Raw genomic sequence first — 14,483 nt, 5'->3', positions numbered from 1 at the left:
GTTCCGCCGGCCGGCTTCCGTGCGCCGACAACGTGGAGAAACGTGATGAAGCACTCATTCCAAGCGACCGGACAGTCGCTACCCGAGGAAGCCAAGGCCGCTTGCGACATCATCGCCCGCGAGCTGGGCGAGAGCGTGGTCGGCGTCTATCTGTTCGGCTCGGCACTCCGGGGCGGTTTGCGTCCCAATAGCGACGTGGACGTGCTGGCGGTCATCAGCCAGCCGCCCGACGACCCGGTGCGCCGGCGCCTGGTCGAGGCGCTGATGGCGGTCTCCGGTAGCCCTGCGAACGACGGCTCGCCCAGGCCATTGGAAGTGACGCTGCTCTGCCGAGAGTCGCTGGTGCAGTGGCGCTACCCGCCGAGAAGCGAGCTGGTCTACGGCGAATGGTTGCGGGATGAGTTCGCGCAGGGCCGCGTTCCGCCTGGGGCCACCGATCCCGACCTGGCGCTGGTGCTGGCCACCGCCAGGCAGGCGAGCCTTGCCCTGTGTGGGCCAGAGCTCGCGGAGCTGGTCGCGCCGATTCCCGAGGCGGACCTGCGGCGGGCGATCGTCGACTCGCTGCCTGGCCTGATCGATGGCCTGCATGGCGATGAGCGCAATGTGCTGCTGACCCTGGCCCGAATGTGGATGACCGTCGAAACGGGAGAGATCGCGCCCAAGGACGTTGCCGCTGCCTGGGCCCTGGAGCGCCTGCCCGCAGAGCTTCAGACCGAAATGGCACTGGCGCGGCACGCTTATCTTGATGGGGACGGTGACGACTGGCCACAGCGCATGCCTCAGGTGGAAGCGCTGGCAGGCTTCCTGCGGCGGGCCATTTCTTGCGCTTCCACCGGCGTGATGGACTAGTCTCTTGGCACTCTCAATGAAAGCTGAAGGCAATGAAGGATAGAGGAGTGCCGTGATGAAAGTCATTACCCTGAAGAGCCCTGGTGGGCTGGACCAGTTGCAAGTCGTCGAGCGAGAGGCGCCCGGCGAGCCGGGGCCGGGCGAGATCCGCGTACGCATTCATGCCAGCTCGCTCAACTTCCACGACTACGGCGTGGTGTCCGGCAAGATGCCGACCGAGGACGGCCGCATTCCCATGTCCGATGGGGCGGGTGTGGTCGAGGCAGTGGGCAAGGGGGTCGAGGAGTTCGCCGTGGGCGATTCGGTGGTCTCTACCTTCTTCCCCTACTGGCTGGACGGCCCGGCGCGGGTCGGCGATTTCAAGACCACGCCTGGCGACGGCGTCGACGGCTACGCTCGCGAGCAGGTCATTCGCCCGGCTACCTGGTTCACACATGCGCCGAAGGGGTATAGCCACGAAGAGGCTGCGACCCTGACCACCGCGGGGCTGACCGCCTGGCGCGCGCTGGTGGTGGACGGCAACCTCAAGGCCGGCGACACCATTCTCACCTTGGGTACCGGCGGGGTTTCCATCTTCGCCTTGCAGTTTGCCAAGGCAATGGGCGCACGAGTGATTTCCACCTCGTCTTCGGATGAGAAGATCGAGCGCCTGCAGCAGCTCGGCGCCGACCACACCCTCAATTACAAGGCCGAGCCGGAATGGGGTAAGCGGGTGAAGTCGCTGACCGATGGCCAGGGCGTCGACCATGTCATCGAGGTCGGCGGCCCCGGCACCCTGCCGCAATCCATCGATGCCGTGCGCATCGGCGGCCACATCTCGCTGATCGGTGTGCTGACCGGTCGCGGCGGTGAGATTCCCACGGCCAAGCTGATGGCCAAGCAGGCGCGCCTGCAGGGCTTGATCGTCGGCAGTCGCATCCACCAGCAGGAGATGGTGCGTGGCATCGAGGCCAGCGGTGTACGCCCGATCATCGACAGCCGCTTTTCTCTGGAAGATATCGCCGACGCCTTCCGCCACGAGGAAGCGGGACGTCACTTCGGCAAGATCTGCCTGTCGTTCTAGCCGGTCGGCGCAGACGCGGCCAGCTGTTGCAGCGCCTCCTGGGTGGCCGCGTCTGCTGGGAAGAACGATTCGATGGCGAGTTCTTCCAGGGTGATGTCGAGCGGAGTGCCGAACACCGTGGTGGTGCTCAGCAGCGATAGTACGCGGCCATCCGGCATGGCCAGCTCCAGCGGCACGACGATGCCGGCATGACTCGATTTCGAGGCCAGATGAGGACGAGCCCCGGCCGGCACCGGATAGCCCTTCAGTTCTTCGCTGAGCGAGGCAAGCGCCGGGTCGGCCGTCGTGTCGGCCTGGCGGGCCAGGCGTTCGAGAATGTGGGTGCGCCATTCGCGAAAGTTGCGAATGCGCGGTGCAAGCCCCTGGGGATGCAGGGTGAGCCGCAGCACGTTGACCGGAGGCCTCAGCAGTGCGGGCTCGATGCCGCCTAGCAGCCGCTCGAGCGGACGGTTGCCCATCAGCAGGTGCCAGTGGCGATCGACGGCCAGCGCCGGGTAGGGGGCGTGGCTGGCGAGCAGCCGCTCGATAACGCCGCGGACCGTCTCGAATTCGGGCGCGTCGATAGGGCGTTCTCCGTATGCCGGGGCGAAACCGGCGGCGAGCAACAGCTGGTTGCGCTCGCGCAGGGGAACGTCCAACTGTTCCGTCAGGCGCAGCAGCATTTCCCGGCTCGGCACGGCGCGTCCGGATTCGACGAAGCTAAGGTGGCGCTGGGAGACGTCGGCCTCGGTGGCGAGCGCGAGCTGGCTCAGCCGCCGCCGCTGGCGCCACATCTTCAACAGCTGCCCGGGGGTGTGGGTGGTTGTGGTCATGGCTCAAGATTAGCGTCAAGCGATATGACTGGCTATTACCTCGCAGGTAATCGCCAGGCTGTGCGCGGTGGGTGAAGCTGGTGGCGAAACCCACCACAGGAGCATTGCCATGACCGCCTACGCCATCGCCTGCCTGCAGGACGTCACCATGGGCCCGGAGATCGTCGAATACCTGGAGAAGATCGATGCCACCCTGGCCCCCTATGGTGGCCGCTATCTGATCCACGGCGGTACCACCGAGGTGCTGGAAGGTGGCTGGCAGGGCGACACCATCATGCTCGGCTTTCCCAACCTGGAGCAGGCCCGCGCGTGGTATCGCTCCGAGGCCTACCGGCGCATCATGCCGCTGCGTACCGCCAATGCCGTTGGCGACGTCATCCTGGTGGAAGGCGTGCCGGAAGGGCATCGGGGCATCGATATCCTTGGTTGAGCTACGGCCTTGCCGATGGCGTTGCCAATGGTAGCCGCCCCGTTGCGATGTGAGCTTTCAGAAACTCGAGAAACGTCTGGGTGGCGCTTGGCAGGGTGCGCTTGGCGAGCGTCTGTATCTCGATGAAGCGTGAATCCATACCCCGGTCGCGAATGGGAATGGCGACGACACGCCGCTGCTGTACGCGGTGGCGAATCGAGATCTCGCCGGCAAGGGCCACGCCTCCTCCCAGCATGGCGAAGTTGATCAGCGCCTCGGTGTAATGGCTGCTGAAGATCGATTCAAAGGCCAGGTTCTGGCGACTGCTGCAGATATCGAACAGCTGGCGCAGGGTGGTATCGGGCGTGGGCAGGGCCAGGTCATAGCGCTGCAGCTGCGACATGGATACCTGGCGCTTGCCGGCCAGTTCATGACTGGGTGCCACCACCGCCATGATCGGGGCCGGCTGGCGATATTCGATCTGCACATCGGGCTCGGGCTTCAGGCTGAAAGTGAGCCCGATGTCCGCTTCCCCCTCCCTTACGCGCCGAGTCGCCTCGGCCGGCGGGCCCACCGCGAGCTGAAAGTGAATGCCTTCGTAGCGCTTGCGGAACGCCGCCACGGCGCTGGGCAGAAAATCCACTGCAAAACCCTCCGAGCTGGCTAGCCGCACCTTGCCTCGCTGCAGGCCGCGCAGTGCCTGGATCTCGCTGCCGACCCGATCCGCCTCGAGCTGCATGCGGCGGGCATGAACGGCCAGCAACTCACCGGCGGCACTCGGTACCATGCCGCGGGCGCGGCGCTCGAAAAGCAGGGTATCGAGCTCGCTCTCCAGCCGGGCGATCTGGCGACTGATGGCCGAAGGCGCCACCTTGAGTCGCTCGGAGGCTTCACTGATGGAGCCGCAGCGCACCACTTCGAGGAAATAGCGCAGGGAGGTTTCCTGCAAGGCGCGGGTATTCATGGCGCTGGCTCCAAGCTAGGTGTGGGCAAGGTTTGCCGAAAAGGCAACGATACATTCTAAACATTGTACTTGTGGCATGTCTTGCCCGGTCCTAGCTTGGAGGCGAGGTGAGGCGGCACCGGCATCGCAATGCCTCCTTGGTGCGCCCGAGGCTCCTATCCGCCTCAAGCCAATAAAAAACCAATAACAACCGAGGTATGACAATGCCGCTGTATCGTCCACTCCGTTACGCGATTTCCGCAGCCCTGCTGGGCGGCCTGGCGTCTCCGGCGCTGGCCGGCAAGGCCAACGACACGCTGGTCTATGCCTCCGACAGCGAGCCGGAAAACGTCAGCCCCTACCACAACAATGTGCGCGAGGGGGTGATCCTCGCCCACCTGGCCTGGGACACTCTGATCTACCGCAACCCTGCCACCCAGGAGCACGAGCCCCGGCTGGCGACTCGCTGGGAATGGGTGGATGACACCACCCTGGAGCTCGAGCTGCGCCAGGGGGTGAATTTCCACAACGGCGAGGCGTTCGACGCCGACGACGTGGCGTTCACCTTCAACTACGCCGTCTCGCCCGAGTCTCGGGTGGTGACGCGGCAGAACGTCGACTGGATCGAGCGCGTCGAGAAGCTCGACGACCATCGGGTTCGTATCCATCTCAAAGAGCCGTTTCCGGCGGCACTGGAGTATCTCTCCGGCCCCATGCCGATCTACCCCTCCGACTATTTCCAGGAAGTCGGGCTAGAGGGGTTCAGCCGCCAGCCGGTAGGCACCGGCCCCTATCGCATTACCGCCGTGCGCCCGGGAGATGGCGTCAGCCTGACCCGCTTCGAGGAGTACTTCGAGGAGAGCCCCATCGGCCAGCCGCAGATCGCCAACATCGAGTTCAAGGCGATTGCCGATGAGGACTCGCGCATGGCGCAGTTGATGTCGGGGCAGGTCGACTGGATCTGGCGGGTGCCGGCGGATCAGGCCGAGTCTCTGCAGCAGATGCCTCAGCTCACCGTATTGGGCGACGAGACCATGCGCGTCGGCTACGTTGGGCTGGATGCGGCGAGCCGCGAAGACTCCCCGCTGAATGACCTGCGCGTGCGCCGGGCCATCAATCATGCCCTCAACCGGGAGGGCCTGGCCAACGACCTGGTGCGGGGTGGCAGCCAACCGCTCTATGCGCCCTGTTTCCCGACCCAGTTTGGCTGCGAGACACAGGACGTCATCGAGTACGACTACGATCCCGACAAGGCGCGCGCGCTGCTGGCCGAAGCGGGTTATGCCGATGGCTTCGAGATCGATCTTCACGCCTATCGCGAACGCGACTACGCCGAGGCGATGATCGGCGACCTGCGCGCGGTGGGCATCAACGCCAACCTGAGCTTCATGACCGCGCCGGCGCTGCTCGAGCTGCAGCGCAGCGGGCGTACCGACATGGCGTTCAAGGCCTGGGGCTCGTTCTCGATCAACGACGTCTCCGCCTTCACCGGCGTCTTCTTCAACGGTGGCGTCGACGACCTGTGGCAGGACCCCCAGGTGCAGGAGTGGTTGAGCGTCGCCGACAACTCCGTCGATCCCGACGTGCGCCTGGAGCACTACCGCCGGGCCCTGACGCGCATCTCCGAGCAGGCCTACTGGGCACCGCTGTTCTCCTACTCGAGCTACTACGCGCATACCGCCGATCTCGACTTCACCGCCTATCCCGACGAGCTGCCGCGCTTCTACGAGGCCAGTTGGAAGTAAGGGCGGTGACGGTTTCCCGCCATGACCAACGGGCCGCAGTGCCGCTGCGGCCCGGGGAGTGAGACCTCATGTGGCCATTCATTTTCAAGCGCACCCTGGTGGCGCTCTGCGTGGCGCTGACCATTTCGGTGCTCAGCTTCGGCTTGCTGCAGCTCTCCGGCGACCTGGCGGCATCCATCGGCGGGCCGGAGGCCACAGCCGAGCAGGTCGAACGGATCCGCGTCGAGTATGGGCTCGACCGCCCCCTGGTCGAGCAGTTCGCCACCTGGTTGTGGGGGGCGATACAGCTCGATTTCGGGCGCTCCTATTACTACCAGAGCTCGGTGATGGAGTTGGTCGTCGAGCGCTTGCCCGTGACCATGACACTCGGGGTCCTGTCGTTGGCCATCGCCATCGGCGTCTCGATTCCGCTGGGCGTGGCAGCGGCCCTCAGGCGGGGTAGCTGGGTCGACCGCCTGGCGATGGCCATCGCCGTGACCGGCCAGGCGATGCCGAACTTCTGGTTCGGCCTGACCCTGATCATTCTCTTCGCGGTCAACCTGCAGTGGCTGCCGGCGGCCGGCAGCGAAAGCTGGCAAGGCTTCGTGCTGCCGGCCATTGCCCTGGGCTACTACGCCACTCCGGCGATGATGCGTCTGACGCGCAGCGGCATGCTCGAGGTGCTGGCGTCGGATTACGTGCGCACGGCGCGGGCCAAGGGGCTGCGTACCGGCAAGGTGGTCTTCAAGCACGCGTTGCGCAACGCGGTGATTCCGGTGGTGGCCCTGGCGGCGGTGGAGCTGGGGTTCATGCTCGGCGGCTCGGTAGTGATCGAGACGGTGTTCTCGCTGCGGGGGCTCGGGCAACTGGCCTGGAACTCCATCTCGCGCAACGACTACCCGGTGGTACAGGCAGTGGTGCTGATCATCGCGCTGTTCTACATCGTGCTGACCCTGCTGGCGGACATCCTCAATGCCGTCCTGGATCCGCGGCTACGTGCCCGCTGAGGAGAGCATCATGAACGATTCCCTGATATCGACGCCCGGCGCCACGACGGACGGCACATGGGCGCGCTGTTCGCGCGCCGTGCTGGGGCATCGAGGGCTGGCACTGGGTGCCGTCATCGTTGCGCTGCTGGTACTCGCCGCCTTGCTGGCGCCCTGGCTGGCCCCCCATGACCCCTATCTGCAGAACACAGCCAATCGCATGGTGCCACCGGTGTGGCACGAAGCGGGCCGTTGGGAACACCCCTTGGGGACCGACAGACTGGGGCGCGACTACCTCAGCCGCTTGATCCACGGCACCCGCATCTCGCTGTTCATCGGCCTGGTGGCCGCGCTGATCTCGGGGCTGATCGGCTCCACCCTGGGTGTGCTGGCGGGCTATTTCGGCGGCCGCGTCGATGCCGTGATCAGCTACCTGCTCACCACCCGCCTGGCCATGCCGGTGGTGCTGGTGGCGCTGGCCATGGCCTCGCTGATCGGCGGTTCCTTGATCACGGTGACCCTGCTGCTGGGGCTGCTGCTGTGGGACCGCTTCGCGGTGGTGGCGCGCTCCGCCACTCTCCAACTGCGCGACGCCGAGTACATCCAGGCGGCGCGAGCGCTGGGCTGCCCCCTGCACCACATCCTGCTGCGCGAGGTGCTGCCCAATATCGCCGCAGCACTGATCGTGGTCGCGACCCTGGAGGTGGCCAACGCCATCCTGCTCGAGGCGACCCTGTCGTTCCTGGGCATGGGGGTGCAGCCGCCGCTGCCCTCCTGGGGGCTGATGATCGCCGAGGGCAAGTCCTACATGTTCTTCCAGCCCTGGGTAATCGCCATTCCGGGCAGTGCGCTGTTCGTGCTGGTACTGGCGATCAACCTGCTGGGCGATGGCCTGCGCGACATCAGCGCGCCGGGAGGCCGGAATGAGTGAGCCGAGCCTCGTTTCCCCCGCCACAGGAGAGCCCGCCATGCCACTGCTGACGGTCAAGGAGCTGCGCGTCGACCTGCCGGTCGATGCCGGGACGCTGCATGCCGTGCGCGGCATCGACTTCCATGTCGAGCGCGGCGAGATGCTGTGCCTGGTCGGCGAATCGGGCTGCGGCAAGTCGATGACCTCGCTGGCGCTGATGGGGCTGCTGCCGCGTCGGGCGCGGGTCAGTGCTGCGAGCTTGCGCTTCGACGACATCGAGCTGTTGGGCCTGACGGAGCGTGCCCGCAGCGACCTGCGCGGCGCGCGCATGGCGATGATCTTCCAGGAGCCGATGACCGCCCTCAACCCGGCGTATACGCTGGGCAACCAGCTCTGCGAAGCGCTGCGTCGCCACCGCCGGGTGAGCCGCCGCGAAGCCCGCGAGCGGGCCGTATACCTGCTGGAGCGGGTCGGCATCAGCGCCGCCGCCGAACGCATGGAACAGTACCCGCACCAGCTTTCGGGCGGCCTGCGCCAACGGGTGATGATCGCCATGGCGCTGATGTGCGAACCCGACCTGATCATTGCCGACGAACCGACCACGGCGCTGGATGTCACCATCCAGGCGCAGATCCTGCGGCTGCTGCGCGATCTGCAGCGCGAGTTCGGCACCGCGGTGATCTTCATCACTCACGACCTGGGGGTAGTGGCACGCATCGCCGACAGGGTGGCGGTGATGTATGCCGGCGAGGTGATCGAAACGGCGACCGCCGAGGCGCTCTTCGCGGCCCCGGGCCACCCCTACACCCAAGGGCTGTTGAACTGCATCCCGGCCCCTGGCAAGACGCCGCCGGGCAGCCGCCTGCAGGCGATACCCGGGGTAGTGCCGAGCCTGGTCGGCGCGGTCGAGGGCTGCGTCTTTCGCAATCGCTGCCCTCTGGCCGAGGCGGTATGCGAGACGCCTCCGCCGCCTACCCGCGTCGCCGCCGGGCATGTCGCACGCTGCCATTTCGCCGCGCGCCTGGCCGATCCTTCCCACCAGCCGCAGCGTGAGGTGATGCCATGATGCCCGCGACCGAGCCCACCCAGGTGCCTCAGGCGGAACCGGGGGAGGCCTATGCTCTGGAGCTCCGTGGCTTGTCCAGGACCTTCACCCTGGGGAGTGGCTTCCTGCGCCAGGGGCGTACGCTGCAGGCCGTCAGCGAGGTGTCGCTGCGCGTGCCCCGTGGCCAAGTCATGGGCCTGGTGGGGGAGTCGGGGTGCGGCAAGAGCACGCTGGCCAAGATGCTGCTGGGGCTGACGCCGCCCAGTGCCGGTGAGGTGTTGATCGACGGTCGGCCGATCGTGGGTGCCAACCAGAAGGCGTTGGCGCGCCACGTCCAGCCGATCTTCCAGGACCCTTATTCATCGCTCAACCCGCGCCAGCGGATCGCCCAGATCGTCGGCTTGCCGCTGCGCATCCATGGCATCGGCAGCCCCGGCGAGCAGGCCGCCAGGGTGGCCGAGATGCTCGACCTGGTCGGCCTGCCGGGACGCGCCGCGCGGCAGTATCCCGGGCAACTCTCGGGTGGCCAACGGCAGCGGGTAGCCATCGCCAGGGCCTTGATCATGCGCCCCGCCCTGGTGATCTGCGACGAGCCCACCTCGGCGCTGGACGTCTCGGTACAGGCGCAGATCCTCAACCTGCTGCTCGACCTGAAGGAGGCGTTCGGCCTCACCTATCTGTTCATCAGCCACGACCTCGCGGTAGTCGAGCATCTCGCCGACCGGCTGGCGGTGATGTACCTCGGGCGCATCGTCGAGGAGGGCAGCCGTGAGCAGATCTTCAACGCCCCTCGTCATCCCTACACCCGGGCGCTGCTGGCCTCGGCGCTGACCCCCGAGCCCGGCCTCGGCGTGCCGGACATCGGCCTGGGAAGCGCACAGCCCGACCCCAGCGCACCGCCGTCCGGCTGTGCCTTCCATCCACGCTGCCCGGTGGCCGAATCGCGCTGCGCCCGGCAGCGGCCGCTCTTGAATGACGCCGATGGCAATGGCGGTAGCCGCATCGCTTGCCACTTGGCGTAAGTGCGCCAATCTGATCGACAACGAGGAGCTTGCCCATGACGCGCGAACGAGCGCTGGATAACGCCCGCGACCACTTCGATAGCGGTGCGCTGTACCGACGGCTGGAGGCGCGGGTGGCGGTGCCCAGCGAGAGCCAGGCAACGGGACGTCTCGACGAACTGCACCGTTACCTCGACGAGCAGATTGTGCCCGACATCGAGGCCCTCGGTTTCGGCTGGGAGGTCGTCGACAACCCGGTGGCCGGGTTCGGTCCCTTCCTGCTCGCCGAGCGCATCGAGCCAGATGCCACCCTGAGCGTGCTGACCTATGGTCATGGCGATGTGGTACGCGGTTACGACGACCGCTGGCGCGAGGGGCTGTCGCCGTGGCGCACCGTCCAGGAGGGTGACCGCTGGTACGGCCGCGGCACGGCGGACAACAAGGGCCAGCACAGCATCAACCTGGCGGCGCTGGCATGCGCGCTCGAGGCGTGCGATGGGCGGCTCGGCTACAACGTCAAGCTGGTGATCGAGATGGGTGAGGAGACAGGCTCGCCAGGCCTGAAGGAAATCTGCCAGCGCCACCGCGAGCGGCTCGCCGCCGATCTCTTCATTGCCTCCGATGGGCCGCGGCTGAACGCCGAGTCGCCGACGCTGTTCCTGGGCTCGCGGGGCTCGTTCAATTTCGACCTGCGGCTGTGCGCCAGAGAGGGTGCCCACCACTCGGGCAACTGGGGCGGGGTGCTGAAGAATCCTGCCGTGCGCCTGGCCAACGCCCTGGCGACGCTGGTCGATGCCAATGGCGTGATCCAGGTGGCGGGCCTGCGGCCGGCATCCATTCCCCAAGCAGTCCGTGCGGCACTCGCTTCACTTGAGGTTGGCATTGGCGAGAATGCCCCGGCCATCGACCCCGACTGGGGAGAACCGGGCTTGTCGCCGGCGGAGCGGCTGTTTGCCTGGAACACGTTGGAGATCCTGGCGTTCGAGGCCGGCAATCCCGCCGCGCCGCTCAATGCCATCCCCGAGCGTGCGCAAGCGCATTGCCAGTTGCGCTATGTCGTGGGCAGCGACCACAGCCGTTTTCTCGAACATCTGCGCCAGCATCTCGACCGTAACGGCTTCGAGGATATCGAAGTGACCCCGGCGCGCGTATCGCAGATGGCGGCGACGCGCCTCGACCCGGAAGACCCTTGGGTCGGTTGGGCATTGGCATCTATGCAGGCGACCTGTGGCAAGGCACCGACCTTGTTGCCGAACCTGGGCGGGTCGCTACCCAATGACGTCTTCGCCGAGACGCTGCAACTGCCCACGCTGTGGGTGCCGCACTCCTATCCGGCCTGTTCGCAGCACGCCCCGGATGAGCACCTGCTGGGCAGCGTCGCACGGGAGGGACTGATGCTCATGACGGGGCTTTGGTGGGATCTGGGCGCCCAGGGGCAAGAGATCGTCAAGGAGAGGTCGTCATGGCAGAGGCTCTGATGGAGCGGGCCTGCGCCTGGCTCGCCGATCAGCGCGAGGCCATGGTCGAGTGCCTGCAGACCCTGGTCGAGATCGATTCCCATAGCCACGACAAAGCCGGAAACGATGCCGTGGCCGATGCGATCGCCGGCTGGCTCGAGGCCGACGGCATCGCGCTGAAGCGAACGCCGCGTCCGCACTCCGGCGACATTCTCGAAGCGCGCCTGGAAGGTCGCGATGCTGCGCACGTGCTGCTGATGGGGCACCGCGATACGGTGTTTCCCACCGGTACCGTGGCCCGCCGCGGCTACACCCAGCGCGACGATCTGGCTTTCGGCCCCGGCGTGGCCGACATGAAGGCCGGGCTGGTGCTGAACTGCTTCGTGCTACGCGCCCTGTGCCGCCTGCCGTCGCTGCCGTATCCCGTGCGTGCGCTGTTCACCGCCGACGAGGAGGTCGGCTCACCGGATGGCCGCGCCTTCATCGAAGCCGCGGTTCAGGGAGCACGAGCAGTCTTCAATGCAGAGCCCGGGCGGGTCAGCGGCAACGTGGTCACCGCTCGCAAGGGTGGGGCGGGCTTTCTCATCGAGGTCGAGGGCCGGGCGGCGCACTCCGGGGTGAATCACGCCGACGGCGCCAGCGCCATCGAGGTGCTGGCACGCAAGATCGTCAAGCTGCACGCCTTGACCGATCATGCCGCTGGCGTCACGACCAACGTCGGCGTGATCGAGGGCGGCATGTCACGCAATATCGTGGCGCCCTGGGCGCGCGCCCAGCTCGACGTGCGCTTCGTCAGCGGGGCGCAGCGCGACCGGCTCTATGCCGATATCGAGGCCATCGTCGCCGAGCAGGAGTTGCCAGGCACGAGTGCTTCCCTGACCCTGTCCTCCGCCTTCCTGCCGCTGGAGGAGCGCATGAGCGAGGCACTGTTTACCCGCTACCAGGGCCATGCCGCCAGGCTGGGCTTTGCAGTGAAGGGGGAGTTCACCGGCGGCTGCTCGGATGCGGGCTTCACTGCCAGCCTGGGCGTGCCGACGCTGTGCGGCGTCGGGCCGGTGGGGGCCAAGATGCACACCGAAGAGGAGGTCTGCCGCCTCGACACCTTGGTGCCCCGCGCCCAGGCGGTGGCGGCCACGCTGCTCGATCTCGACGATCTGGCAGGCGAGGGCGCGAAATCCCCGGTTTCTGCGTAATTGCGGCTGGCTATTCGCCATCGCTTCTCCGACAGTACGGCACAGGAAGCCCGCCGTGCTGGCGGGGGGCGAGACTGTTGGTCGAGGGAATGAGAATGAAAAAGCGCTTTGCCATCTTGTTGGGATCGCTGGCCATCGTGCTGATGGGCTGTACCGGTATGGAGCGTCCGATGACCCACAACGAGCCGCTGGAGAACACCTACTGGAAGCTGACTCGAGTCGGCGATGTCACGCCCGTCGCGGTGGACAACCAGCGCGAGGCGCATTTCGTACTGCACACCGAGGAGAACCGCGTGGCGGGCTCCACTGGATGCAACCGCCTGGCAGGCAGCTACCGGCTGGAGAACGATGCACTGAGCTTTGGCCCGCTGGTCACCACGCGCATGGCCTGCCTGGAGGAAGGCGATACCGAGCCGGCTTTTCTTGGCGCACTCGAAGCGACGGCCACCTGGCAGATCGACGGTCAGGCGCTGACCTTGCGCGACGAGTCAGGCGCAGTCGTGGCTCAGTTCGAGGCGGTGCATCTCTATTGAGCGATGACTAAACGCACGAACTCCCCCTTGGCCTGGGTATAGGCCTCGCGGTCCGCTTGGTGGCGGGAAGCCAGCTCGCGCTTGAGCGCGGCGTAGCGAGTGGCCTGGATCGGATCGGCGCGCAAGGCATCACGAAAGGCCAGCCGCTGGTGCCACAGCTCGCCGTCGTGCACCACCACATGAAGGTGGTGGGTGCGTCGGCCATTGGCGTGGCGCATGAACCAGCGGCGGTCGGTCAGGCTGGCGTTGAACTCAATCGAGGTCACGTAGCCGTAATCGAGAATTGGCTCGAACAGGGCATCGGCCATGGCCATGGAAGCGACCCCCGCCATGACGTCGATGATGGGCTTGGCCGGCATGCCGGGAATGGCGGTGCTGCCGATGTGCTGCACGTCGATCAGCTCGGCGGAAAATCGCTTCAGCAGGCGGCCTCGCTCGGCCTCGAAACATGCCGGCCAGGCGGAATCGTAGTCTACCAGGCGCACCGGTTCCTCAATGGCCCGCTGCAGCGACTGGGCGTCGTTCATGGACACTTCCTGTAGCAGAGGTATGCGAGACGCTAGCCGTATCGGGCTCTCGCTGCTGGCGCAATACCCCGGGCGGGTAGCCGTGGATGCGCTTGAAGGCGCGGCTGAAGGCGGCCGCACTGCCGTAGCCCAGGCGGTAGGCCACGGTTTCGATCGGCTGTCGTTCCCGGCCGATCCACTGGGCCGCCAGGCGCATGCGCAGCTCGGTCACGTAGCGGTGCGGTGTCATGCCCGTGACTGCCAGGAAGCGTTCGGCGAACACCGAGCGTGAGCTGCCCATCTCGGCGGCGAGTTCGGCCACCGTCCAGTTGCGCCCCGGCTCGCGATGCAGGGCGGCGATGACGCGCCCCAGGCGCGGGTCGCGCAGCGCCTCTATCCAGCCGCTGGCATCGCCGCAGCCGCACTCCACCCAGCCGCGCACGATGAAGGCGGCCATGACGTCGGCGAGCCGCGCCAGGATGGCGGCGTAGCCTGCCCGTTCGCTTCTCGCCTCGCGCTCCATGGCCTCAAGCATGGGCAGGATCTCGGGCTGACGTTCCAGCAGGGTGCCGACGTACATCACCTCGGGCATCAACGAGACCAGCGCGTGCATGCTGCCCAGGTCGAATTCCATGCAGCCGCTGAAGGTCAGGGCACCCTCCTGGGTGCAGCCCTGCGGGCAGGCACGGATCGCGCTGACCGCCTCGCACAGCGTGGCGCTCTCGAAAGCGGCAATGTCCTGGGCCGGCTGATCGGGGGAGGAGAGCAGGGCATGAGGGCCACCTCGCGGCAGCAACAGGGCATCCCCCGTCGAGAGGGTGTGTACGCTGCCGCTGGGGCTGCGCAGGTAGACGGGGCCGCGCGCCACGAAGTGGAACTGGGCCCAGCCCTCCACCTTGCCGAACTCGACGCCCAATGGGGGCGAGAGCTGAATGCGGCGGTAGGCGATACCGCGCAGCCGCATGCCGAGCAGCAGCTCGCTTACCAGGTCGCTGGGCAGTTCCGGCTTTGGCATCCTGTGCTCCTGTTCCTGTCGGTATTCATCAGTTTCG

15 protein-coding genes are annotated in these 14,483 nt (G+C 66.7%); 11 read left to right on the top strand and 4 right to left on the bottom strand.

All coding sequences use genetic code 11. From position 1 onward, the window contains the following. Window positions 1-45 precede the first annotated feature (45 nt). Together ACRWQA_RS17675 and ACRWQA_RS17670 are read left to right on the top strand one after the other, a co-directional pair. The gene (locus tag ACRWQA_RS17675) at window positions 46-849 is read left to right on the top strand and encodes an aminoglycoside adenylyltransferase family protein (RefSeq protein ID WP_434230646.1); all 804 of its coding nucleotides are present in this window, start codon (window positions 46-48) and stop codon (window positions 847-849) included. A 55-nt stretch (window positions 850-904) separates the two neighbouring features. Next, the gene (locus ACRWQA_RS17670) at window positions 905-1,912 is read left to right on the top strand and encodes a zinc-dependent alcohol dehydrogenase family protein (RefSeq protein WP_434230644.1); all 1,008 of its coding nucleotides are present in this window, start codon (window positions 905-907) and stop codon (window positions 1,910-1,912) included. Here the strand turns inward: ACRWQA_RS17670 and ACRWQA_RS17665 are convergent. Next, window positions 1,909-2,724 carry a helix-turn-helix domain-containing protein gene (locus ACRWQA_RS17665; protein WP_434230642.1) on the bottom strand — a complete coding sequence of 272 codons (816 nt, stop codon included), beginning with the start codon at window positions 2,722-2,724 and terminating at the stop codon, window positions 1,909-1,911. The genes ACRWQA_RS17670 and ACRWQA_RS17665 overlap by 4 nt on opposite strands. A gap of 109 nt (window positions 2,725-2,833) precedes the next feature. Between ACRWQA_RS17665 and ACRWQA_RS17660 the strand changes: the two genes are divergently transcribed. Beyond that, window positions 2,834-3,154 (top strand): DUF1330 domain-containing protein, encoded by a 321-nt coding sequence (locus tag ACRWQA_RS17660; protein ID WP_434230640.1) that lies wholly within the window; start codon window positions 2,834-2,836, stop codon window positions 3,152-3,154. Between the two features lies 1 nt (window position 3,155). On the opposite strand, the gene ACRWQA_RS17655 is transcribed toward ACRWQA_RS17660, so the two are convergent. Further along, window positions 3,156-4,097, bottom strand: a complete 942-nt coding sequence (locus ACRWQA_RS17655; protein ID WP_434230637.1) for a LysR family transcriptional regulator — start codon at window positions 4,095-4,097, stop codon at window positions 3,156-3,158. A gap of 203 nt (window positions 4,098-4,300) precedes the next feature. Here ACRWQA_RS17655 and ACRWQA_RS17650 point away from each other — a divergent pair, with 203 nt between their 5' ends. The 8 genes from ACRWQA_RS17650 to ACRWQA_RS17615 all read left to right on the top strand — a co-directional run bounded on the left by ACRWQA_RS17650 (window position 4,301) and on the right by ACRWQA_RS17615 (window position 12,925). Beyond that, window positions 4,301-5,821, top strand: a complete 1,521-nt coding sequence (locus ACRWQA_RS17650; RefSeq protein WP_434230634.1) for an ABC transporter substrate-binding protein — start codon at window positions 4,301-4,303, stop codon at window positions 5,819-5,821. 68 nt (window positions 5,822-5,889) lie between these two features. After that, on the top strand, window positions 5,890-6,807 hold the full coding sequence (locus ACRWQA_RS17645) for an ABC transporter permease (RefSeq protein ID WP_434230631.1): 918 nt from the start codon (window positions 5,890-5,892) through the stop codon (window positions 6,805-6,807). A gap of 10 nt (window positions 6,808-6,817) precedes the next feature. After that, complete coding sequence (locus ACRWQA_RS17640; RefSeq protein WP_263582608.1) at window positions 6,818-7,717, top strand: ABC transporter permease; 900 nt, start codon at window positions 6,818-6,820, stop codon at window positions 7,715-7,717. 37 nt (window positions 7,718-7,754) lie between these two features. Continuing rightward, window positions 7,755-8,762 carry an ABC transporter ATP-binding protein gene (locus ACRWQA_RS17635; RefSeq protein ID WP_434230628.1) on the top strand — a complete coding sequence of 336 codons (1,008 nt, stop codon included), beginning with the start codon at window positions 7,755-7,757 and terminating at the stop codon, window positions 8,760-8,762. Then, the gene (locus ACRWQA_RS17630; RefSeq protein WP_434230626.1) at window positions 8,759-9,763 is read left to right on the top strand and encodes an ABC transporter ATP-binding protein; all 1,005 of its coding nucleotides are present in this window, start codon (window positions 8,759-8,761) and stop codon (window positions 9,761-9,763) included. The genes ACRWQA_RS17635 and ACRWQA_RS17630 overlap by 4 nt, the downstream gene beginning before the upstream one ends. Before the next feature lie 35 nt (window positions 9,764-9,798). Further along, window positions 9,799-11,220, top strand: coding sequence for a M20 family metallopeptidase (locus ACRWQA_RS17625; RefSeq protein WP_434230624.1), 1,422 nt, complete (start codon window positions 9,799-9,801; stop codon window positions 11,218-11,220). Next, window positions 11,205-12,392 (top strand): M20 family metallopeptidase, encoded by a 1,188-nt coding sequence (locus ACRWQA_RS17620; protein ID WP_434230623.1) that lies wholly within the window; start codon window positions 11,205-11,207, stop codon window positions 12,390-12,392. Before ACRWQA_RS17625 ends, ACRWQA_RS17620 begins: the two co-directional genes overlap by 16 nt. 95 nt (window positions 12,393-12,487) lie before the next feature. Beyond that, on the top strand, window positions 12,488-12,925 hold the full coding sequence (locus ACRWQA_RS17615; protein ID WP_434230620.1) for an META domain-containing protein: 438 nt from the start codon (window positions 12,488-12,490) through the stop codon (window positions 12,923-12,925). Here the strand turns inward: ACRWQA_RS17615 and ACRWQA_RS17610 are convergent. After that, window positions 12,919-13,452 (bottom strand): GrpB family protein, encoded by a 534-nt coding sequence (locus tag ACRWQA_RS17610; RefSeq protein ID WP_434230618.1) that lies wholly within the window; start codon window positions 13,450-13,452, stop codon window positions 12,919-12,921. The two genes, ACRWQA_RS17615 and ACRWQA_RS17610, sit on opposite strands and share 7 nt — an antisense overlap. Beyond that, on the bottom strand, window positions 13,418-14,446 hold the full coding sequence (locus tag ACRWQA_RS17605; protein ID WP_434230615.1) for an AraC family transcriptional regulator: 1,029 nt from the start codon (window positions 14,444-14,446) through the stop codon (window positions 13,418-13,420). The genes ACRWQA_RS17610 and ACRWQA_RS17605 overlap by 35 nt, the downstream gene beginning before the upstream one ends. Window positions 14,447-14,483: the final 37 nt, after the last annotated feature.

This window comes from Billgrantia sp. C5P2 (assembly GCF_051062895.2).
Note: the sequence above shows the minus strand (reverse complement) of the source record. Positions and strands in the feature narration are given on the sequence as shown.